The sequence below is a fragment of the Neoaquamicrobium sediminum genome (assembly GCF_013240295.1).
Classification (GTDB): Bacteria; Pseudomonadota; Alphaproteobacteria; order Rhizobiales; family Rhizobiaceae; genus Aerobium; species Aerobium sediminum.
Genome location: NZ_JABETK010000001.1, coordinates 1,418,143 through 1,434,364 on the forward strand (window position 1 = coordinate 1,418,143; position 16,222 = coordinate 1,434,364).

Consider the following 16,222-nt stretch of genomic DNA (forward strand, 5'->3'; position numbering starts at 1 on the left):
AAGCGTAGGGTAATCCAGAAGGTCGCGCAACGGGGAAAGCGGCGTCAGCGGCGATTTTTTCGAACCTCGAACTAATGTACTACTCGCTCCTGCGCAGCTCGGGCTCGTGGCGAAAACATGTTGCATTGCGGTATTTCGCTTCGAATTTGTATCTAAAGCGCTGATTCATAGAAGCTGTGCGTTGCAGCATATAGCCCGCCGAGTGCGCCATTCTGACCCCATGGAGATCAGATCGATTTCACCAATCGGCAGATTTCCCGTGCAACTCTTCTCAAAAACTGTAACGTTACAGTTTCCATTTTCAGCTCGGGACTGGTGCGGCTGGGGCGAATGCGTTAGGCCGTGCGCCGGGTTAACGGGCAGCGACGTATGAACGACCAGCGCAGGAACGGACAGAACGAGGCGGCAGCCGGCGGCCGACCCACCCTCAAGACGATCGCCTTCATGACCGGGCTCGGCGTCACCACGGTTTCGCGCGCCCTGAAGGACGCACCCGACATCGGCGAGGAGACGAAGAAGCGCGTCCAGCTCGTCGCGCGCCAGGTCGGTTATCGCCCCAACCGCGCGGGCGTTCGCCTGCGCACCGGCAAGACCAACGTGATCTCGCTTGTCCTCAATACCGACGAGCAACTGATGGGCTTCATATCCGACATCATCTACGGTGTGTCGGAGGAGCTGGCCTCGTCCTCCTATCACCTGATCCTGACGCCCTATTCCAGCCGCAACGATCCCATGGATCCGATCCGTTACGTGGTAGAGACCCATTCTGCCGACGGCGTCATCATCTCGCAGACGGAACCCAACGATCCGCGCGTGCGCTACCTGACGGAACACGGATTTCCGTTCGCCACTCACGGGCGCACGCATACGGGGATCGAGCACCCGTGGCACGATTTCGACAACCACGCCTTCGCCATGCAGGCCGTGCGAGCTCTGGTGGCAAAAGGCAGACGCCGGCTTGCCCTGCTCGCGCCGTCGCCGAAGCTCACCTATTACCGTCACATGAGCGACGGATTCGCCGAAGGTGTCGAAGAGCAGGGTTGCGCCGCCATCCCGTTTCGCGATGCCTGGGTGGACATGCCCGTCGAACAGATCAAGGCAGCCGCGACGGCGCTTCTACGACGCAGCACGCCACCTGACGGTCTCGTCTCGGGCAGCGGTGCAGGCGCCTTTGCACTTGTCGCAGCCATAGAGGAACGCGGGCTGCAGCTAGGCCGCGACATCGACATCGTCACCAAGCAATCGACACCACTGGTTCAGATGTTCCGCCCTCAGATCCTTGTGGTGAACGAGGATTTCCGCCTTGCCGGTCGCGAACTGGCCCGCGCTGTCAGGGCGAGCATCGACGGCGCAGTGCCGGCATCATTGCAGACGCTTGCCGTACCCGATGGCGTCGAAGCCCCCAGACCCTGACCTCAGCCCTTAACTCGCCGCGCCGGATCCCCACGGTCCATGGTGTTCACCCTCGACGTCGACGCGCTCGAAGCCGTGGGCTCCGAAATAGTCGCGCTGGGCCTGGATGAGATTGGCGGTTCCACGCGCCTGCCTGAACGCATCGAAATAGCCCAATGCTGCCGAAAGCGCGGGCGCGGGCAGTCCTCAAGTGCCGCGTGCGAAACCACACGGCGGAGTGACGGCTGCGCCTCGTTCATCATCTCCACGAAATCGCCGATCAGCAGGAGGTTTTCCGCCTTCGTATCGGCTTCGAAGGAGCGCGCCAGCGTTCCAAGGAATTGCGAGCGGATGATGCAGCCGGCGCGCCAGATGCGCGCTATCGTCGGCATCGGCAGGTTCCATTTGAACTCCGACGACGCCTCGGCCATCACCGCGAAGCCCTGTGCGTAGGCCGCGATCTTGCCGGCAAACAGGGCAAGTTCGAGATCGTCGATGAAGGCCTTGTCCGGAGCGCGCGGCGACGGCTCGGAAGCACCTCCGTAGGCGCTGGCTGCAGCCTCGCGCAGCTCCTTTTCGGCAGACAGGCTGCGCGCGGCGACGGCCGATTCGATCGCGGTCGCCGGCACCCCCATCATCTGCGCCTCGACCGCCGACCAGCGGCCTGTGCCCTTCTGGCCCGCCCGGTCGAGGATCATGTCGACCATGGGTTTGCCCGAAACGGGGTCGGCAGCTTCCAGCACGGCGGCCGTGATCTCCACCAGATAGGAGTTCAGCCTGCCCTCGTTCCAGCGCGCGAAGATCGCGCCGATCTCTTTCGCTTCCATGCCGAAGCCGTCGCGCAGGATGCCGTAAATCTCGGCGATCATCTGCATGTCGGCATATTCGATGCCGTTGTGGATGGTCTTGACGAAATGACCCGCCCCGCCCTCGCCCAGCCAGGCGCAACACGGCTCACCCTCGTAGCGGGCGGCGATGGCGGTGAGGACGGATTCGACCCGCTTGTAGGCGTCTTCCTTGCCCCCGACCATGATTGACGGGCCGTGACGCGCGCCTTCCTCGCCGCCAGACACGCCCATGCCGATGAACGTCAGGCCCGACCCTTCAAGCTCGGCGAAGCGACGCATCGTGTCGCGGAAGTTGGCGTTGCCGGCATCGATGATGATGTCGCCCTTGGCAAGCAGGTCGCGCAGCCCCTCGATCTGCTCGTCGACCGCCTTGCCGGCCTGCACCATGAGGATGATGGGGCGCGGCGGCTTGATCTGCGCGACGAGTTCCTCGAGGGAGGCACAGGGCACGATGTTGCCCCGCAGGTCACCGGCATTTTCGAAGAAGGCACCGGTACGGGTCGAGGTGCGGTTGTAGACGGCTATGGGATAGCCCTTCTCGGCGATGTTGAGCGCGAGATTCGAGCCCATGACACCGAGGCCGATCAGGCCGATTTCCGCTTGGACATGAGGCGTTTCCATCGATGTGGGTTTTTTGTTCTGGCGGCAATGATGAACGCCAGCCAATCGATGCGTCAACCTGCTCCTTCCGCATGGCAGCCATGACGGAAGCGCTGCACAACGCTATGGCAAAAGAACCGCGCGGGCGGTCCGACGATCCTCAGGGCAGGACCGCCGTGGCCTCGATCTCGACCTTGGCCTCATCCTCGATCAGGGCAACGACCTGAACCATGGTCATCGCCGGGAAATGCCGGCCCATCACGGCCCTATAGGCTTCGCCGATACCCTTCAGGTTGGCGAGATAATCCTGCTTGTCGGTGACATACCAGGTCATACGGACGATGTGTTCCGGTCGGCCACCGGCTTCCGCGAGGATCGCCACGATGTTTTCCAGCGTCTGCCGCGTCTGGCCGACAAGGTCCTTCGCCTCGAAGACCTGATCGCCGGTCCAGCCGATCTGGCCGCCCATCCAGACGGTACGGCCTTCCGTCATCAGTCCGTTGGCATAACCCACAGCCTTCTTCCAGGATGCTGGATGGAGAAGTTGGTGCGGGGTTTGTGTGTCGGTCATCGGTATATCCTCCGATAGACAGGCGCTTGCCGCCTGTTCTTCGTTGCGGCGTCAAACGCCGAGATAGCGGTCCTGAAGCGATGGTGTGAGTTCATCCGGGCGACCGCTCCAGACGGTAGCGCCCTTTTCCAGCACCACGCAGCGATCGGCCGAGGGCAGCAGTTCGGACAGCGTCTTGTCGACGATGAGGATCGACTGGCCCTCCGCCTTCAGCACGCGGATCACGGCCCAGATGTCGTTGCGGATCACGGGCGCGAGGCCTTCGGTCGCCTCATCGAGGATCAGCAGGCGCGGATTGGTCATCAGCGCGCGGCCGATCGCCAGCATCTGCTGCTCGCCTCCCGAGAGTGTGCGCGCCATCTGGTCACGTCGCTCTTCCAGCCGCGGAAACAGCCGGTTAATCTCGCCGAGGTTCCAGCGGCCCGAGCGGGCGGCGGCGGCAAGCAGGTTCTCCGCAACCGTGAGATTGGGGAAGCAGCGGCGGCCTTCCGGCACCAGTCCGATGCCCAGCCGGGCGATCCGATGGGGCCGCATGGCCTGTATCTCGCGCCCGCCAAGCCGCACCTTGCCGGCACGCGCCGGGGTCATTGCGAGTATCGAGCGGATGGTCGTGGTCTTGCCCATGCCGTTGCGGCCCATCAGTGCCACGACCTCGCCCTCGGCAACGTCCAGATCGACACCGAACAGCGCCTGGCTCGCGCCGTAGAAGGTCTCCAGCCCGGCAATCTCGAGCAGCTTCATTCGGCACCTCCCAGATAGGCGCGTCGGACCTCCGGATCGCTGCGTATCTCATCGACGGTGCCGGTTGCGATCACCCGGCCATAGACCAGCACCGAGATGCGGTCGGCCAGCGCGAACACGGCGTCCATGTCGTGTTCAACCAGCAGGATCGGCGCCTCACGGCGCAGCCCGTCGAGGAAACCTGTCAGGGTCTTCGACCCCTCCGGGCCCATGCCGGCCATCGGTTCGTCGAGCAGGAAGGCCCGCGACCCGAGCGCGAGCGCGATGGCGATCTCGAGTTGGCGGCGCTCGCCGTGCGAAAGCTCTGCGGCCGCAACACGGGCGCGGTCCTTGAGGCCGGCGCGTTCCAGCGCCGCCATCGCAGGCTCGACCAGCGTCGCATCACGCATCACCGGCTTGAAGAAGCGGAAGGATGTTCCCTGCCGCGACTGAACGGCAAGCATGACATTGCGCAGCGCCGAGAATTCGGGCGCCAGCGAGGACACCTGGAACGAACGCCCCAGGCCCATGCGGGCGCGCTCTGCCGCGCCGATATGGCTGACAGGCTTTCCTAGAAACTCGATCTCGCCGCTGTCCGGTTTCAGCGTGCCGGCGATCTGGTGGATGAGCGTCGACTTCCCGGCTCCATTGGGGCCGATCAGGGCGTGAATTTCGCCCGGAACGAGATCAATGCTGACATTCTCCGTTGCCCGCAACGCCCCGAAAGACTTGCACAGATCACGGATGGCAAGAACGGCTTCAGCCATGACGCGCCCTCCCGGCAAGCAATCCGATCAGCCCTCCACGGGCGAACAGAACGACACCAAGCAGCAGGAGCCCGAGGAAGAACTGCCAGCGTTCGGTCAGGCCGCCGAGGATGTATTCGAACATGACGAACAGCATCGCGCCTGCGAGCGGGCCGCACAGCCGGCCGACACCGCCCAGAATGATGAGCACGATGAACTCGCCCGACATGTGCCAGGACAGCATCGACGGGCTGACGAAGCGGTTGAGATCGGCATAGAGCGCCCCCGCCAGCGCGGTGATCATGCCCGAAATAACGAAAGCGACGAGCTTGATGCGGAAGGGCGCAATGCCGACGGAAGCGACACGCACCTCGTTCTGCCGCGAGGCCTGCAGCGCCGCTCCGAAACGCGAGTCGCGCAGCAGGGCAAACAGCACGAGGCCGACCACCAGCAACGCATAACAGATCAGGAAATAGTTTTGAGGCACGAGCGTGTTAACGCCCGGAAACGTGCTGCGGATCGTGATCGACAGCCCGTCTTCGCCGCCATAGGCGGGCCAGGAGATCGCGAAATAATAGGTCATCTGCGCGAAGGCGAGCGTGATCATGATGAAATAGACGCCCGACGTACGCAGGCTTATGGAGCCGATCGCCGCCGCAAGCAGCCCGCCCGCCAGGATGGCAGCCGCCCATATCACGGGCATCAGCTTGCTGCCCGGCACCGCGAACAGTCCGAAATCAAGCGGCTGGCCCGAAAAGGCATGGCTAGCCAGGATGCCGGCCGCATAGCCGCCGATGCCGAAGAAGGCCGCGTGGCCAAACGACACCAGGCCGCCCAGGCCCAGCGCAATGTTGAGACCGATGGCCGCGAGGCCGAGGATTGCCATGCGGGTCGCAAGCGTGACGTAGAACGGCTTGCCGAGCTGCATGGCGATGAAAGGCACGGCCAGCAGCAGCAAGGCCAGAACCAGATTGATCGCCGTTTCGCGTGAGATCGTCATCGCCTTACCCCTTCGCCGCAAAGAGGCCCTGCGGGCGCACCGCAAGAATGATGGCCATGACGATGTAAATCAGCATCGATGCGACCGCGCCGCCGACGAGACCCGCCCGCGACGGGTCCATAAACACACCGAAAAGCTGTGGCAGCAGGATGCGTCCCATCGTGTCGGTGAGACCGACCAGCAACGCGCCGACGAGCGCGCCCTTGATCGAGCCGATGCCGCCGATGACGATCACCACGAAGGCGAGGATGAGCACCGGCTCGCCCATGCCGACCTGCACGGATTGCAGCGCGCCGACCATTGCGCCCGCAAGGCCGGCAAGTGCCGCGCCCAGCGCGAACACAACCGTATAGAGCGTGCGGATGTCGACGCCCAGCGCCCCAATCATCTCACGGTCGGACTCGCCGGCGCGGATGCGCATGCCCAACCGGGTGCGCGAGATCAGGAGGAACAGCCCGACGGCGACGGCGACGCCGACGCCGATGATCGCCAGCCGGTAGAGCTGGTAGCGGGAGCCGCCCGGGATCGGGACGGTTCCCTGCAACAGCGGCGGGATGTCCAGATAGAGCGGAAAGGACCCGAAGAGCCAGCGCGTGCCTTCGGAGAAGATAAGGATCAGGGCAAAGGTCGCCAGAACCTGGTCGAGATGGTCGCGTTCGTACAGCCGCCTGATGACGAGGATTTCGACCAGCGCGCCAGCAGCCGCAGCCGCAGCGAGGCTGGCCGCGAGCCCCAGCCAGAACGAGCCGGTCGCACCCGCGACCGCGGCACAGGCGAACGCGCCGACCATATAGAGTGACCCGTGGGCAAGGTTGATCAGCCCCATGACGCCGAAGATCAGCGTCAGCCCGGCGGCCATGAGGAACAGCATCACACCGAGCTGTAGCCCGTTGAGAATCTGTTCGATGAAGAGAGCGGTTTGCACGGGTGGAATGTCCGGGTCAGGCCTGTTGCTTCGCTGTCTGATGGGTGCGGCATTGTTGTCCCCTTTCCCCGTTCGTGGAGAGAGGTTTGAAGAAGGGGCGGCACGATGGTCTCAACAAGTCCCCGCCCCCTCATCCGCCTGCCGGCACCTTCTCCCCGCCTGCGGGGAGAAGGAAGCCTGCCGCTAAGCGATGGACCTACTGCAACGAGCACTCGGCCGCGTAGGCGTCCTTGTGATCGGTGAAGGCAGTCGAGACGATCTTGTTCGTCAGCACGTCACCTTCCTTGATAACTTCGCGAACGTAGATGTCCTGTATCGGATGGTTGTTGGTGTTGAAGGAGAACTTGCCACGGACGCTGTCGAAGTCGGCTTCCTTCAGCGCGGCCCGGAACGCATCCGCGTCCTTGACACTCGCCTTGCCCGCCGCAGCGACGATAAGGTTCGCCGTGTCGTATGCCTGTGCGGCATAGACGGACGGCAGGCGGCCGTATTCGGCCTGGAAGGTTTCGACGAACTTTGCATTCGCCTCGTTGTCGAGATCCTTCGCCCAAGAACCGGAGTTCTTGACGCCGAGGGCCGCGTCACCGATCGCGCCCAGCACATCCTGGCTGAACGAGAAGCCGGGACCCATCAGCGGGATGTCGACGCCCGACTGCGCGTACTGCTTGGTAAAGGCGATGCCCATGCCGCCCGGAAGGAACATGAAGACGGAGTCGGCGCCGGAAGCGCGGATTTGCGCGATCTCGGCTGCGTAGTCGGTCTGACCGAGCTGGGTGTAGACCTCGCCCGTCAACTCGCCCTTGTAGAAGCGCTTGAAGCCGGTCAGCGCGTCGGTACCGGCCGGATAGTTCGGCGCAAGGATAAAGGTCTTCTGGTAGTCCTGGTTTGCATACTGGCCCATCGCCTCGTGGAAGTTGTCGTTCTGGTAGGCGACGTTGAAATAATTCTCGTTGCACTGCGACCCGGCAAGCGGCGAGGGCCCCGCGTTGACAGAGAGGTAGAACTTGCCCTGCGCCACGGCGCTCGGCACGACGGCCATGGCAAGGTTCGACCAGATGATGCCGGTCAAAATGTCGACCTGGTCCGACTGGATCATCTTGTCGGCGATCTGCACGGCGAGCTCGGGCTTCTGGCCGTCATCCTCGGTCACGACCTCGATCTCGGATGCCGCGTCGCCGGCATTCTTGAGCGCGAGCATGAAGCCGTCGCGGGCATCGATGCCGAGGCCAGCACCGCCGCCCGAAAGCGTGGTGATCATTCCGATCTTGACCGGCTCCGCAAAAGCCGCGCCCGATACGCTCATGGCAAGCGCGGCAAGACCCGCTGCAATCACTTTCTTCATAGTTTTACTCCCGTTGTTACCTGGAACCCCTCTGGGTTCCCTACGTTGGAAAAATCCGCGGGCCTTGGCCAGCCCGTCTCCTTAATTTTGTTGGGCCTTTGCGGCCGCCGCATCAAAGCTCCGTCCTCACGGTCCAGAGTTCGGGGAAAAGCTCGACCTCCAGCATGCGCCGGAGATAGGAGACGCCTGCGGTGCCGCCCGTGCCCCGCTTGAGCCCAATGATACGTTCCACCGTCGTCACGTGATTGAACCGCCAGCGGCGGAAATAGTCCTCGAAATCGACCAGCTTCTCGGCCAGCTCGTAAAGCGCCCAATGGGTTTCCGGCGCCCGATAGACGGCCTGCCAGGCAGCCTTGACGGCATCGTCCGGCTGTCGCGTGGCGCGCCAGTCCGTCCGTTTCGCATCACCGCCGATGTCGAAGCCGTTGCGGGCAAGCAAGGCAATGGCCTCGTCGTAGAGGCTCGGCCGCGCAAGAATGGATTCGAGCCGCGCCAGGATTTCCGGCCGATGGTCGTGCGGCTTGAGCATGGCCGAATTCCGGTTGCCGGCAAGGAACTCGATGGCCCTGTATTGCCAGGACTGGAACCCCGACGACTGGCCGAGATCGCCGCGAAACCGCGTATATTCCGACGGCGTCATCGTGCGCAGGACGTCCCAGGCGCTGTTGAGCTGCTCGAAGATACGGGCAACGCGCGTCAGCATCTTGAAAGCCGGCTGAAGATCGTCACGCCGGATCGCCTCCATCGCCGAGGAAATCTCGTGGATGGCAAGCTTCATCCACAGTTCGGATGTCTGGTGCTGGATGATGAACAGCAACTCGTCGGGCGAGGCGGACAGGGTCTCCTGCGCGTCGAGAATTTTGTCCAGGTGCAGATAGTCGGCGTAGGACATCCGGCCGCGAAAGTCGGTCTGCGCGCCTTCAGGCGTCGTGGTCTTGGCGTTCTCTCCGGTCACGCCACGCCTCCTTCACGCAGCCGGAACCGCTGGATCTTGCCGGTCTGCGTCTTCGGCAGTGCGGTCACGAATTTCACCGAGCGTGGGTATTTGTAGGGCGCGATCGTCGCCTTGACGTGGTCCTGCAGGGCGCGGATCGTATCGCCGTCGGCCACGGTTCCCGCGGCAAGCACGACATAGGCCTCGACGATCTGGCCACGCTCGTCATCCGGCGCGCCGATGACGGCGCATTCGGCAACGAACGCATGCGCCAGCAGCGCGGCCTCGACCTCCGGCCCGGCGATGTTGTAGCCGGCGGACAGGATCATGTCGTCGGAGCGGGCGGCGAAGCGGAAACGGCCGTTCTCGTCCTGCACGAAGGAATCGCCGGTGAGGTTCCAGCCGTCGCGCACATAATCCATCTGCCGCTCGTCGGCGAGATAGCGGCAGCCGGTCGGTCCGCGAACGGCAAGCCGGCCGATCGTGCCGCGTGGCAGTTCCTTCATGTCGCCGTCGACGATCTTCGCCTCGTAGCCGGTCACCGGCCTGCCGGTCACGCCGGGTGCGCGATCGTCCAGCCGGTTGGAGATGAAGATGTGCAGCATCTCGGTCGCACCGATGCCGTCGAGGATAGGCTTGCCGGTCTTGGCAACCCACTCCTCGTAAACCGGGGCAGGCAGCGTCTCGCCCGCCGATACAGCGATGCGCAGCGACGACAGATCCGCGCCCTCGTCCATCGCCTTCATCATTGCGCGATAGGCGGTCGGTGCTGTGAATGAGATCGTCGCTTTGTAGGTCTCGATGATCTCGACCATGTTCGGCGGCGTCGCGCTTTCGAGCAGCGTCGCCGCGGCACCGAACCGCAGCGGAAAAACCGCCAGCCCGCCAAGCCCGAAGGTGAAGGCCAGCGGCGGCGAGCCGACGAACACGTCGTCCGGCGTCACGTTCAGCACTTCGCGTGCGTAGGCATCGGCGATGATGAGAATGTCGCGATGGAAATGCATGGTCGCCTTGGGCACGCCCGTAGTGCCCGACGTGAAACCGAGCAACGCAACGTCGTCGCGACCGGTTTTCACCGCCTCGAAGGTAACCGGCTTGTCGAGCGCGGCACGGTCGAGTTCCGCATCGTGATTTGCGGTGCCGTCGAAACCCACCACCTGCTTGAGGAAACGGCTGTCCTTTGCGCAGGCGACAAGCTCGTCCTTGATGCGCGTGTCGCAAAGCGCGAGTGCGATCTCCGCCTTGTCGACGATCTTGGCGAGTTCGCCGGCGCGCAGCATCGGCATGGTGTTGACCACCACTGCGCCAGCCTTTGTCGCCGCCAGCCAGCAGGCGACCATCGCAGGATTGTTGGGCGAACGGATCAGTATACGGTTGCCGGGCTTGACGCCGTAATTCTCAACGAGCGCACGCGCCAGCCTGTTGGTCCAGTCCGATAGTTCCTTGTAGGTCCGGCGCCGGCCGTTGCCGATGAGCGCCGTGCGGTCCCCGTACCCCTTCTCGACCAGACGATCGGTGAGCTCGACCGCGCAGTTGAGGTAATCCGGATAGTCCAAACCCTGCTGCGGTAAATCCGGCCACTGGTCGAGAGACGGAAGGTTGTCGCGACTGAATGTATCGACGTGCCCGCTGGGCCCGAGGCTCATGACGCTGCTCCCCTTGTCTGCCGCGCGATCACCACCTTCTGGACGTCTGATGCGCCCTCATAGATGCGCAATGCGCGAATTTCCCGGTAGAGGCTCTCGACGATGTGTCCCCTGCGCACACCGTCGCCCCCATGTAGCTGCACCGCCTTGTCGATCACGGCCTGCGCGCGGTCGGTGGCGTAGAGCTTGGCCATCGCCGCCTCGCGCGTGACGCGGGCGGCACCCGCATCCTTGGTCCATGCCGCGCGATAGACGAGCAGCGCGGCCGCATCAACATCAAGCGCCATGTCGGCGACATGACCCTGCACCATCTGCAGGTCGAAGAGCGGCGCCCCGAAGAGTTCCCGGTTGCCAACACGAGCAACGGTTTCATCCAGCGCGCGGCGGGCGAAGCCCAGCGCCGCGGCCCCGACGGTCGAGCGGAAGACATCCAGCACCGACATCGCGATCCTGAAGCCTTCGCCCGGCCGGCCGATCATCGACGATGCAGGGACCCGCACCTGATCGAAAGACAGACGGGCCAGCGGGTGCGGCGCGATCACCTCCAGCCGCTCGGCAACAATCAGGCCGGGCGTATCGGCTGGGACTACAAAAGCGGAGATGCCCTTTGCGCCCGGCGCCTCGCCGGTACGGGCGAAGACACAATAGAGATCGGCGATGCCGCCGTTGGAAATCCAGGTCTTCTCGCCGGAGAGCACGTAGTCGCCGCCGTCCCGCGTCGCCGTCATCTCCATGTTGGCGACGTCGGATCCGGAGCGCGGTTCGGACAGGGCAAAGGCGGAGATGGCCTTGCCCGCGCGGGTCTTCTCCAGCCATTGGCGCTGCTCCGGCGTGCCAAACAGGCTGATTGCACCGGTGCCGAGCCCCTGCATGGCGAAGGCGAAATCGGCGAGGCCGTCATGCCGGGCAAGCGTCTCTCGGGTGATGCAGAGCGTACGCACGTCGAGCGGCTGCGGGTCGGCGGGATCGACCGCCGTCGGCTTCAGCCAGCCAGCATCGCCGAGGGCCCCGACGAGCCGACGGCAGGCCGCGTCGACATCCGAATGGTCGACCGGCAGGTTGGCCGTGCTCCACGCTTCCAGCCGTTCTGCATGCTCGCGATGGCGGTCCTCGAAGAAGGGCCAGGACAGGAAGGAACGGTCGGCCATCAATCCCCCTCGAACACCGGGCGTTCCTTCGCTACGAACGCCCGATACGCCCGTTCGAAGTCCCGCGTCTGCATGCAGATCGCCTGCGCCTGTGCTTCCGCCTCGATCGCCTGATCCAGTCCCATCGACCATTCCTGGTTGAGCTGGGTCTTGGTTATGCCATGCGCGAAGGTGGGACCGGCGGCCAGCTGCTGCGCCAACTTCAGCGCTTCGGCCTCGAGTGCGTCGGCTTCAACGAGGCGGTTGTAGTAGCCCCAGCGCTCGCCTTCGGCAGCGCTCATCGTGCGGCCCGTATAGAGCAGCTCCGCCGCGCGGCCCTGGCCGATGATACGCGGAAGCATGGCGCAGGCGCCCATGTCGCATCCTGCAAGGCCGACGCGGGTGAACAGGAACGCGGTCTTCGCCTCCGGCGTCGCGAGCCTTACGTCAGAGGCCATGGTGATGATCGCACCGGCCCCGACCGCAACACCGTCGACGCCCGAGACAATCGGCTTGCCGCAATTTATCATCGCCTTGACGAGGTCGCCGGTCATGCGGGTGAAGGCGAGCAGGCCCTTCATGTCCATGTCGACCAGCGGGCCGATAATGTCGTGCACGTCGCCGCCCGAGCAGAAATTGCCGCCATTGGGCAGGAAGCAGACGACATCGACATCTTCGGCATAGACGAGGTCGCGGAAAGTGTCGCGAAGCTCGGCGTAGCTTTCGAAGGTCAGCGGGTTCTTGCGCTCGGGCCTATCGAGCCGCACGGTCGCGACCCGGTTCTCGACGCTCCAGAGAAAATGCTTCGGCTTGAGGCCCGCCATCTGGCTCAATGTTCGTTCTCCCAATTGCTGCGGAAGGCTTTCAGCATGACCGAAAGCCGCCGAGCATCCTCCTCGCTCACCTCGCCCAGAAGCTCGGCGATCCATATCTCGTGGGCCTCAGCCATCGCCGCAAACCGCGCCGAGCCAGCTTCCGTGAGCCTCGCGATCGATGTGCGCCGGTCGCCGTCGCGGTTGGCGCGCACGACGAACCCGTCGGTCACCAGCCGGTCGACGATGCCGGTCACGTTGCCGTTCGAAACCAGCAGAAACCGCGACAGGTCGCTCATCAGCATGCCTTCGGGTTGGCGATAGAGCGCCGACATCACGTCGAAACGCGGCAGCGTGGTGTCGAACTCGCGCTTCAGCCGCTCGCGCAATTCACCCTCGACGACCCGCGCGGCGCGCAGCAGCCGGATCCAAAGGCGCAGCCGCTCCTTGTTGGCAGCGGGTTTTTCCAGCGTCTCTGGGGATGCGTCCATCGTCATCCGCCTCCCGAGATCGGAATCGCCTGGCCAGTCACCGAGATGGCCGCATCGCTGACGAGCCACATGGCGGCGGCGGCCACCTCCTCCGGCTTGATCAGCCGGTGGTTGGGATTGATCTCCGCAAAACCGCGCCGCGCTTCTTCTTCGCTGCGGCCGGTCTTGTCCATGACGCGGCGGATCGATTGCTCCAGCATCTCGGTCTCGACATAGCCGGGGCAGATGGCGTTGACGGTGACGCCGGTCTTGAGCAATTCGGCGGCAAGCGAGCGGGTGAGGCCGACCACGCCGTGCTTGGAGGCCACATAGGGCGCGACATAGGCAGAGCCGTGCAGGCCGGCGACCGACGCGATGAAGACGATGCGCCCGCGCCCGCGCTCGGCCATGCCGGCAAGCGCCGGACGCACGGTCAGGAATGCGCCGGTGAGATTGACGTTGACGATGCGGTTCCAGTCCTCGAGCGTCGTGCGATGCGCGGGCGCGCTGGAAGCGATGCCGGCATTGGCCACGACGATGTCGAAGGGACCGCGTGCGGCTTCCGCCTGCGCATAGAGCGCCCGGACCGAATCCTCGTCGGTCACGTCGGCGACAATCGCGTGGATGTTGTCTGCCTTGTCGGCGACCTTAGCCAGCTCGCTTTCGCGGCGCCCACAGATGGTCACGGCGACGCCCGCTCCAGCCAGCGACAACGCGATCGCGCGACCGATGCCCGACGAGCCGCCGGTGACGAGCGCGTGCTTCCATGCCATCGTCATCACACTTTCCCCGACATCTGTTCCTGCCGTTCGGCAAGGCGATAGAGCTGGTCGCGGCCCGGCAGGTAGGGGTCGGGCCACACCACGCCACGGTCGCCCAGTTGGGCTGCGGCGTGAAGCGTCCAGTACGGGTCGGCCAGATGCGGCCGGGCCAGGCACACCAAGTCGGCGCGGCCCGCCATCAGGATCGAGTTGACGTGGTCGGGCTCGTAGATGTTGCCGACCGCCATCGTCGCCATGCCCGTCTCGTTGCGAATGCGATCCGAGAAGGGCGTCTGGAACATGCGGCCATAGACCGGGCGCGCGCGCTTCGAGGTCTGGCCTGCAGAGACATCGCAGATGTCGACGCCGGCGGCCTGCAGCAGCCGCGCGATCTCCACCGCCTCGGCCGGCGTGATGCCTTCTTCGCCCACCCAGTCATTGGCCGAGATGCGCACGGAGATCGGCTTGTCCTCCGGCCACACGGCCCGCACCGCACGGAAGACCTCCAGCGGATAGCGCATCCGGTTTTCGAGGCTGCCGCCATATTCGTCATCACGCAGGTTGGTCAGCGGCGAGATGAAGGATGACAGCAGATAGCCGTGGGCCATGTGCAGCTCGAGCATGTCGAAGCCGCAGCGCTGCGCCATCTCGGCAGCCGCCACGAACTGGTCGCGCACCATATCCATGTCGGCGCGGTCCATCGCCCTGGGCGTCTGGTTTTGCGGGGACCATGGCACCGCCGATGCGGCAAGCAGCGGCCAATTGTCTTGCGTCAGCGGAGCGTCCATTTCTTCCCAGCCGAGCTGGGTCGAGCCCTTGGCGCCCGAATGGCCGATCTGTGCGCAGATCTTTGCCTGCGTCTCGGCGTGGACAAAATCGACGATGCGTTTCCACGCAGCCTCGTGCTCCGGCGCGTAGAAGCCGGGGCAGCCGGGAGTGATGCGTCCTTCCGGCGAGACGCAGGTCATCTCGATATAGACCAGTCCAGCACCACCCTTGGCGCGCTCGCAATAATGGACGAAGTGCCAGTCGGTGGGGCAGCCATCCACGGCCTTGTATTGCGCCATCGGCGAGACGACGATGCGGTTCTGCAGCTCCATGCCGCGCAGCCTGTAGGGTGCGAACATCGGCGCGCGGTTCTCGTTGGCGGCGCCGCCCGCCTGCCGCTGGAACCACGCCTCGGCGCTGCCCAGCCATTCGGCGTCGCGCAGCCGCAGGTTTTCGTGGCTTATGCGCTGCGAGCGCGTCAGCAGCGAATAGTTGAACTGCACGGGGTCGAGATCGAGATAGCGCTCGACCTCCTCGAACCATTCCATCGAGTTGCGCGCCGCCGATTGCAGCCGCAGCACTTCCAGCCGGCGCGCCTCCTCGTATTTGGCGAAAGCGGCTTCGAGCGTCGGTTCGGAATGCAGATAATCGGCCATGGCGATGGCAGACTCCAGCGCAAGCTTGGTGCCGGAACCGATCGAGAAGTGCGCGGTCGCAGCCGCATCGCCCATCAGCGCGAGGTTGCGATACGACCACCGCTCGCACAGCACGCGCGGGAAACTGATCCAGGCTGATCCGCGAATGTGGTTGGCGTTGGTCATCAGCGCGTGACCGTCGAGGTGATCCCTGAAAATCTCCTCGCAGACGGCGATCGACTCCTGCTGGCTCATGTCGCCGAAGGCGAACTTCTCCCACGTCTCCTGCGAGCATTCGACGATGAAGGTCGCTGTATCCGGATCGAACTGGTAGGCATGCGCCCACACCCAGCCGTGCTTCGTCTTCTCGAAGATGAAGGTAAAGGCGTCATCGAATTTCTGGCGGGTGCCGAGCCAGACGAACTTGCATTTGCGCGTGTCGATATCCGGCCGGAAATGCTCGGCGAACTCCATTCGCGTCTTCGAGTTGAGCCCGTCGGCGGCGATCACCAGATCGTAATCGGCCATCAGTTCGGCGCGGTCGCCCACTTCCGTCTGGAAACGAAGATCGACGCCGAGCTCGCGTGCGCGCTCCTGCAGCAGCAGAAGCAACCGCATGCGGCCGATGCCGCAGAAACCGTGTCCGGTGGACAGCGTCCGTACGCCCTTGTGAATGACGGCGATGTCGTCCCAGTAGGCGAAATGTTCGCGGATCGCGGCCGCGCTCTTGGGGTCGTTGGCAGCGAGGTTGTCGAGCGTCTCGTCCGACAGAACGACGCCCCAGCCAAAGGTGTCATCAGCCCGGTTGCGCTCGAACACGGTGACGTCGTGCGCGGCGTCGCGCAGCTTCATCGAGATGGCAAAGTATAGGCCGGCGGGGCCACCGCCGAGCACTGCAACCTTCATCCGTCACGTTCCCCGTTCT

General features: G+C 64.3%; 14 protein-coding genes and 1 pseudogene. 1 reads left to right on the forward strand and 14 read right to left on the reverse strand.

Annotation, left to right across the window (positions count from 1 at the left end):
• Window positions 1–369 precede the first annotated feature (369 nt).
• Complete coding sequence (locus HK436_RS06785; RefSeq protein ID WP_173188292.1) at window positions 370–1,413, forward strand: LacI family transcriptional regulator; 1,044 nt, start codon at window positions 370–372, stop codon at window positions 1,411–1,413.
• A 9-nt stretch (window positions 1,414–1,422) separates the two neighbouring features.
• Here the strand turns inward: HK436_RS06785 and gnd are convergent.
• The 14 genes and pseudogenes from gnd to HK436_RS06855 form a co-directional block, all read right to left on the reverse strand.
• Window positions 1,423–2,861: pseudogene (gene gnd / locus HK436_RS06790) on the reverse strand (NADP-dependent phosphogluconate dehydrogenase).
• 139 nt (window positions 2,862–3,000) lie between these two features.
• Complete coding sequence (locus HK436_RS06795) at window positions 3,001–3,411, reverse strand: RidA family protein (RefSeq protein ID WP_173188294.1); 411 nt, start codon at window positions 3,409–3,411, stop codon at window positions 3,001–3,003.
• Window positions 3,412–3,462: 51 nt separating this feature from the next.
• Window positions 3,463–4,152 carry an ABC transporter ATP-binding protein gene (locus tag HK436_RS06800; protein ID WP_173188296.1) on the reverse strand — a complete coding sequence of 230 codons (690 nt, stop codon included), beginning with the start codon at window positions 4,150–4,152 and terminating at the stop codon, window positions 3,463–3,465.
• The gene (locus HK436_RS06805; protein WP_173188298.1) at window positions 4,149–4,898 is read right to left on the reverse strand and encodes an ABC transporter ATP-binding protein; all 750 of its coding nucleotides are present in this window, start codon (window positions 4,896–4,898) and stop codon (window positions 4,149–4,151) included. The genes HK436_RS06800 and HK436_RS06805 overlap by 4 nt, the downstream gene beginning before the upstream one ends.
• Window positions 4,891–5,871: a branched-chain amino acid ABC transporter permease gene (locus HK436_RS06810; protein ID WP_312860573.1), complete on the reverse strand. Its 981-nt coding sequence runs from the start codon at window positions 5,869–5,871 to the stop codon at window positions 4,891–4,893. The genes HK436_RS06805 and HK436_RS06810 overlap by 8 nt, the downstream gene beginning before the upstream one ends.
• 10 nt (window positions 5,872–5,881) lie before the next feature.
• Window positions 5,882–6,802: a branched-chain amino acid ABC transporter permease gene (locus tag HK436_RS06815; RefSeq protein WP_173188302.1), complete on the reverse strand. Its 921-nt coding sequence runs from the start codon at window positions 6,800–6,802 to the stop codon at window positions 5,882–5,884.
• 196 nt (window positions 6,803–6,998) lie between these two features.
• The gene (locus HK436_RS06820) at window positions 6,999–8,144 is read right to left on the reverse strand and encodes an ABC transporter substrate-binding protein (RefSeq protein ID WP_173188304.1); all 1,146 of its coding nucleotides are present in this window, start codon (window positions 8,142–8,144) and stop codon (window positions 6,999–7,001) included.
• Window positions 8,145–8,256: 112 nt separating this feature from the next.
• Window positions 8,257–9,036: a tryptophan 2,3-dioxygenase gene (gene kynA / locus HK436_RS06825; RefSeq protein ID WP_173189998.1), complete on the reverse strand. Its 780-nt coding sequence runs from the start codon at window positions 9,034–9,036 to the stop codon at window positions 8,257–8,259.
• A 59-nt stretch (window positions 9,037–9,095) separates the two neighbouring features.
• The gene (locus tag HK436_RS06830) at window positions 9,096–10,724 is read right to left on the reverse strand and encodes an AMP-binding protein (protein WP_173188306.1); all 1,629 of its coding nucleotides are present in this window, start codon (window positions 10,722–10,724) and stop codon (window positions 9,096–9,098) included.
• Entirely contained in the window at window positions 10,721–11,872 is a 1,152-nt protein-coding gene (locus HK436_RS06835) for an acyl-CoA dehydrogenase family protein (RefSeq protein ID WP_173188308.1), read from the reverse strand. Before HK436_RS06835 ends, HK436_RS06830 begins: the two co-directional genes overlap by 4 nt.
• The gene (locus tag HK436_RS06840) at window positions 11,872–12,684 is read right to left on the reverse strand and encodes an enoyl-CoA hydratase family protein (RefSeq protein ID WP_173188310.1); all 813 of its coding nucleotides are present in this window, start codon (window positions 12,682–12,684) and stop codon (window positions 11,872–11,874) included. Before HK436_RS06840 ends, HK436_RS06835 begins: the two co-directional genes overlap by 1 nt.
• The gene (locus HK436_RS06845; RefSeq protein WP_173188312.1) at window positions 12,681–13,154 is read right to left on the reverse strand and encodes a MarR family winged helix-turn-helix transcriptional regulator; all 474 of its coding nucleotides are present in this window, start codon (window positions 13,152–13,154) and stop codon (window positions 12,681–12,683) included. Before HK436_RS06845 ends, HK436_RS06840 begins: the two co-directional genes overlap by 4 nt.
• A gap of 2 nt (window positions 13,155–13,156) precedes the next feature.
• On the reverse strand, window positions 13,157–13,912 hold the full coding sequence (locus HK436_RS06850) for an SDR family NAD(P)-dependent oxidoreductase (RefSeq protein ID WP_194248445.1): 756 nt from the start codon (window positions 13,910–13,912) through the stop codon (window positions 13,157–13,159).
• Window positions 13,912–16,203, reverse strand: coding sequence for a bifunctional salicylyl-CoA 5-hydroxylase/oxidoreductase (locus tag HK436_RS06855; protein ID WP_173188316.1), 2,292 nt, complete (start codon window positions 16,201–16,203; stop codon window positions 13,912–13,914). Before HK436_RS06855 ends, HK436_RS06850 begins: the two co-directional genes overlap by 1 nt.
• Window positions 16,204–16,222 lie beyond the last annotated feature (19 nt).

Bases quoted from the DNA above. Each gene is read 5' to 3' on its own strand.
- HK436_RS06795 (WP_173188294.1), bottom strand. From the start codon at position 3,411: ATGACCGACACACAAACCCCGCACCAACTTCTCCATCCAGCATCCTGG.
- HK436_RS06855 (WP_173188316.1), bottom strand. From the start codon at position 16,203: ATGAAGGTTGCAGTGCTCGGCGGTGGCCCCGCCGGCCTATACTTTGCC.
- HK436_RS06845 (WP_173188312.1), bottom strand. From the start codon at position 13,154: ATGGACGCATCCCCAGAGACGCTGGAAAAACCCGCTGCCAACAAGGAG.
- HK436_RS06785 (WP_173188292.1), top strand. From the start codon at position 370: ATGAACGACCAGCGCAGGAACGGACAGAACGAGGCGGCAGCCGGCGGC.
- kynA (WP_173189998.1), bottom strand. From the start codon at position 9,036: ATGTCCTACGCCGACTATCTGCACCTGGACAAAATTCTCGACGCGCAG.
- HK436_RS06850 (WP_194248445.1), bottom strand. From the start codon at position 13,912: ATGACGATGGCATGGAAGCACGCGCTCGTCACCGGCGGCTCGTCGGGC.
- HK436_RS06820 (WP_173188304.1), bottom strand. From the start codon at position 8,144: ATGAAGAAAGTGATTGCAGCGGGTCTTGCCGCGCTTGCCATGAGCGTA.
- HK436_RS06805 (WP_173188298.1), bottom strand. From the start codon at position 4,898: ATGGCTGAAGCCGTTCTTGCCATCCGTGATCTGTGCAAGTCTTTCGGG.
- HK436_RS06835 (WP_173188308.1), bottom strand. From the start codon at position 11,872: ATGGCCGACCGTTCCTTCCTGTCCTGGCCCTTCTTCGAGGACCGCCAT.
- HK436_RS06800 (WP_173188296.1), bottom strand. From the start codon at position 4,152: ATGAAGCTGCTCGAGATTGCCGGGCTGGAGACCTTCTACGGCGCGAGC.
- HK436_RS06830 (WP_173188306.1), bottom strand. From the start codon at position 10,724: ATGAGCCTCGGGCCCAGCGGGCACGTCGATACATTCAGTCGCGACAAC.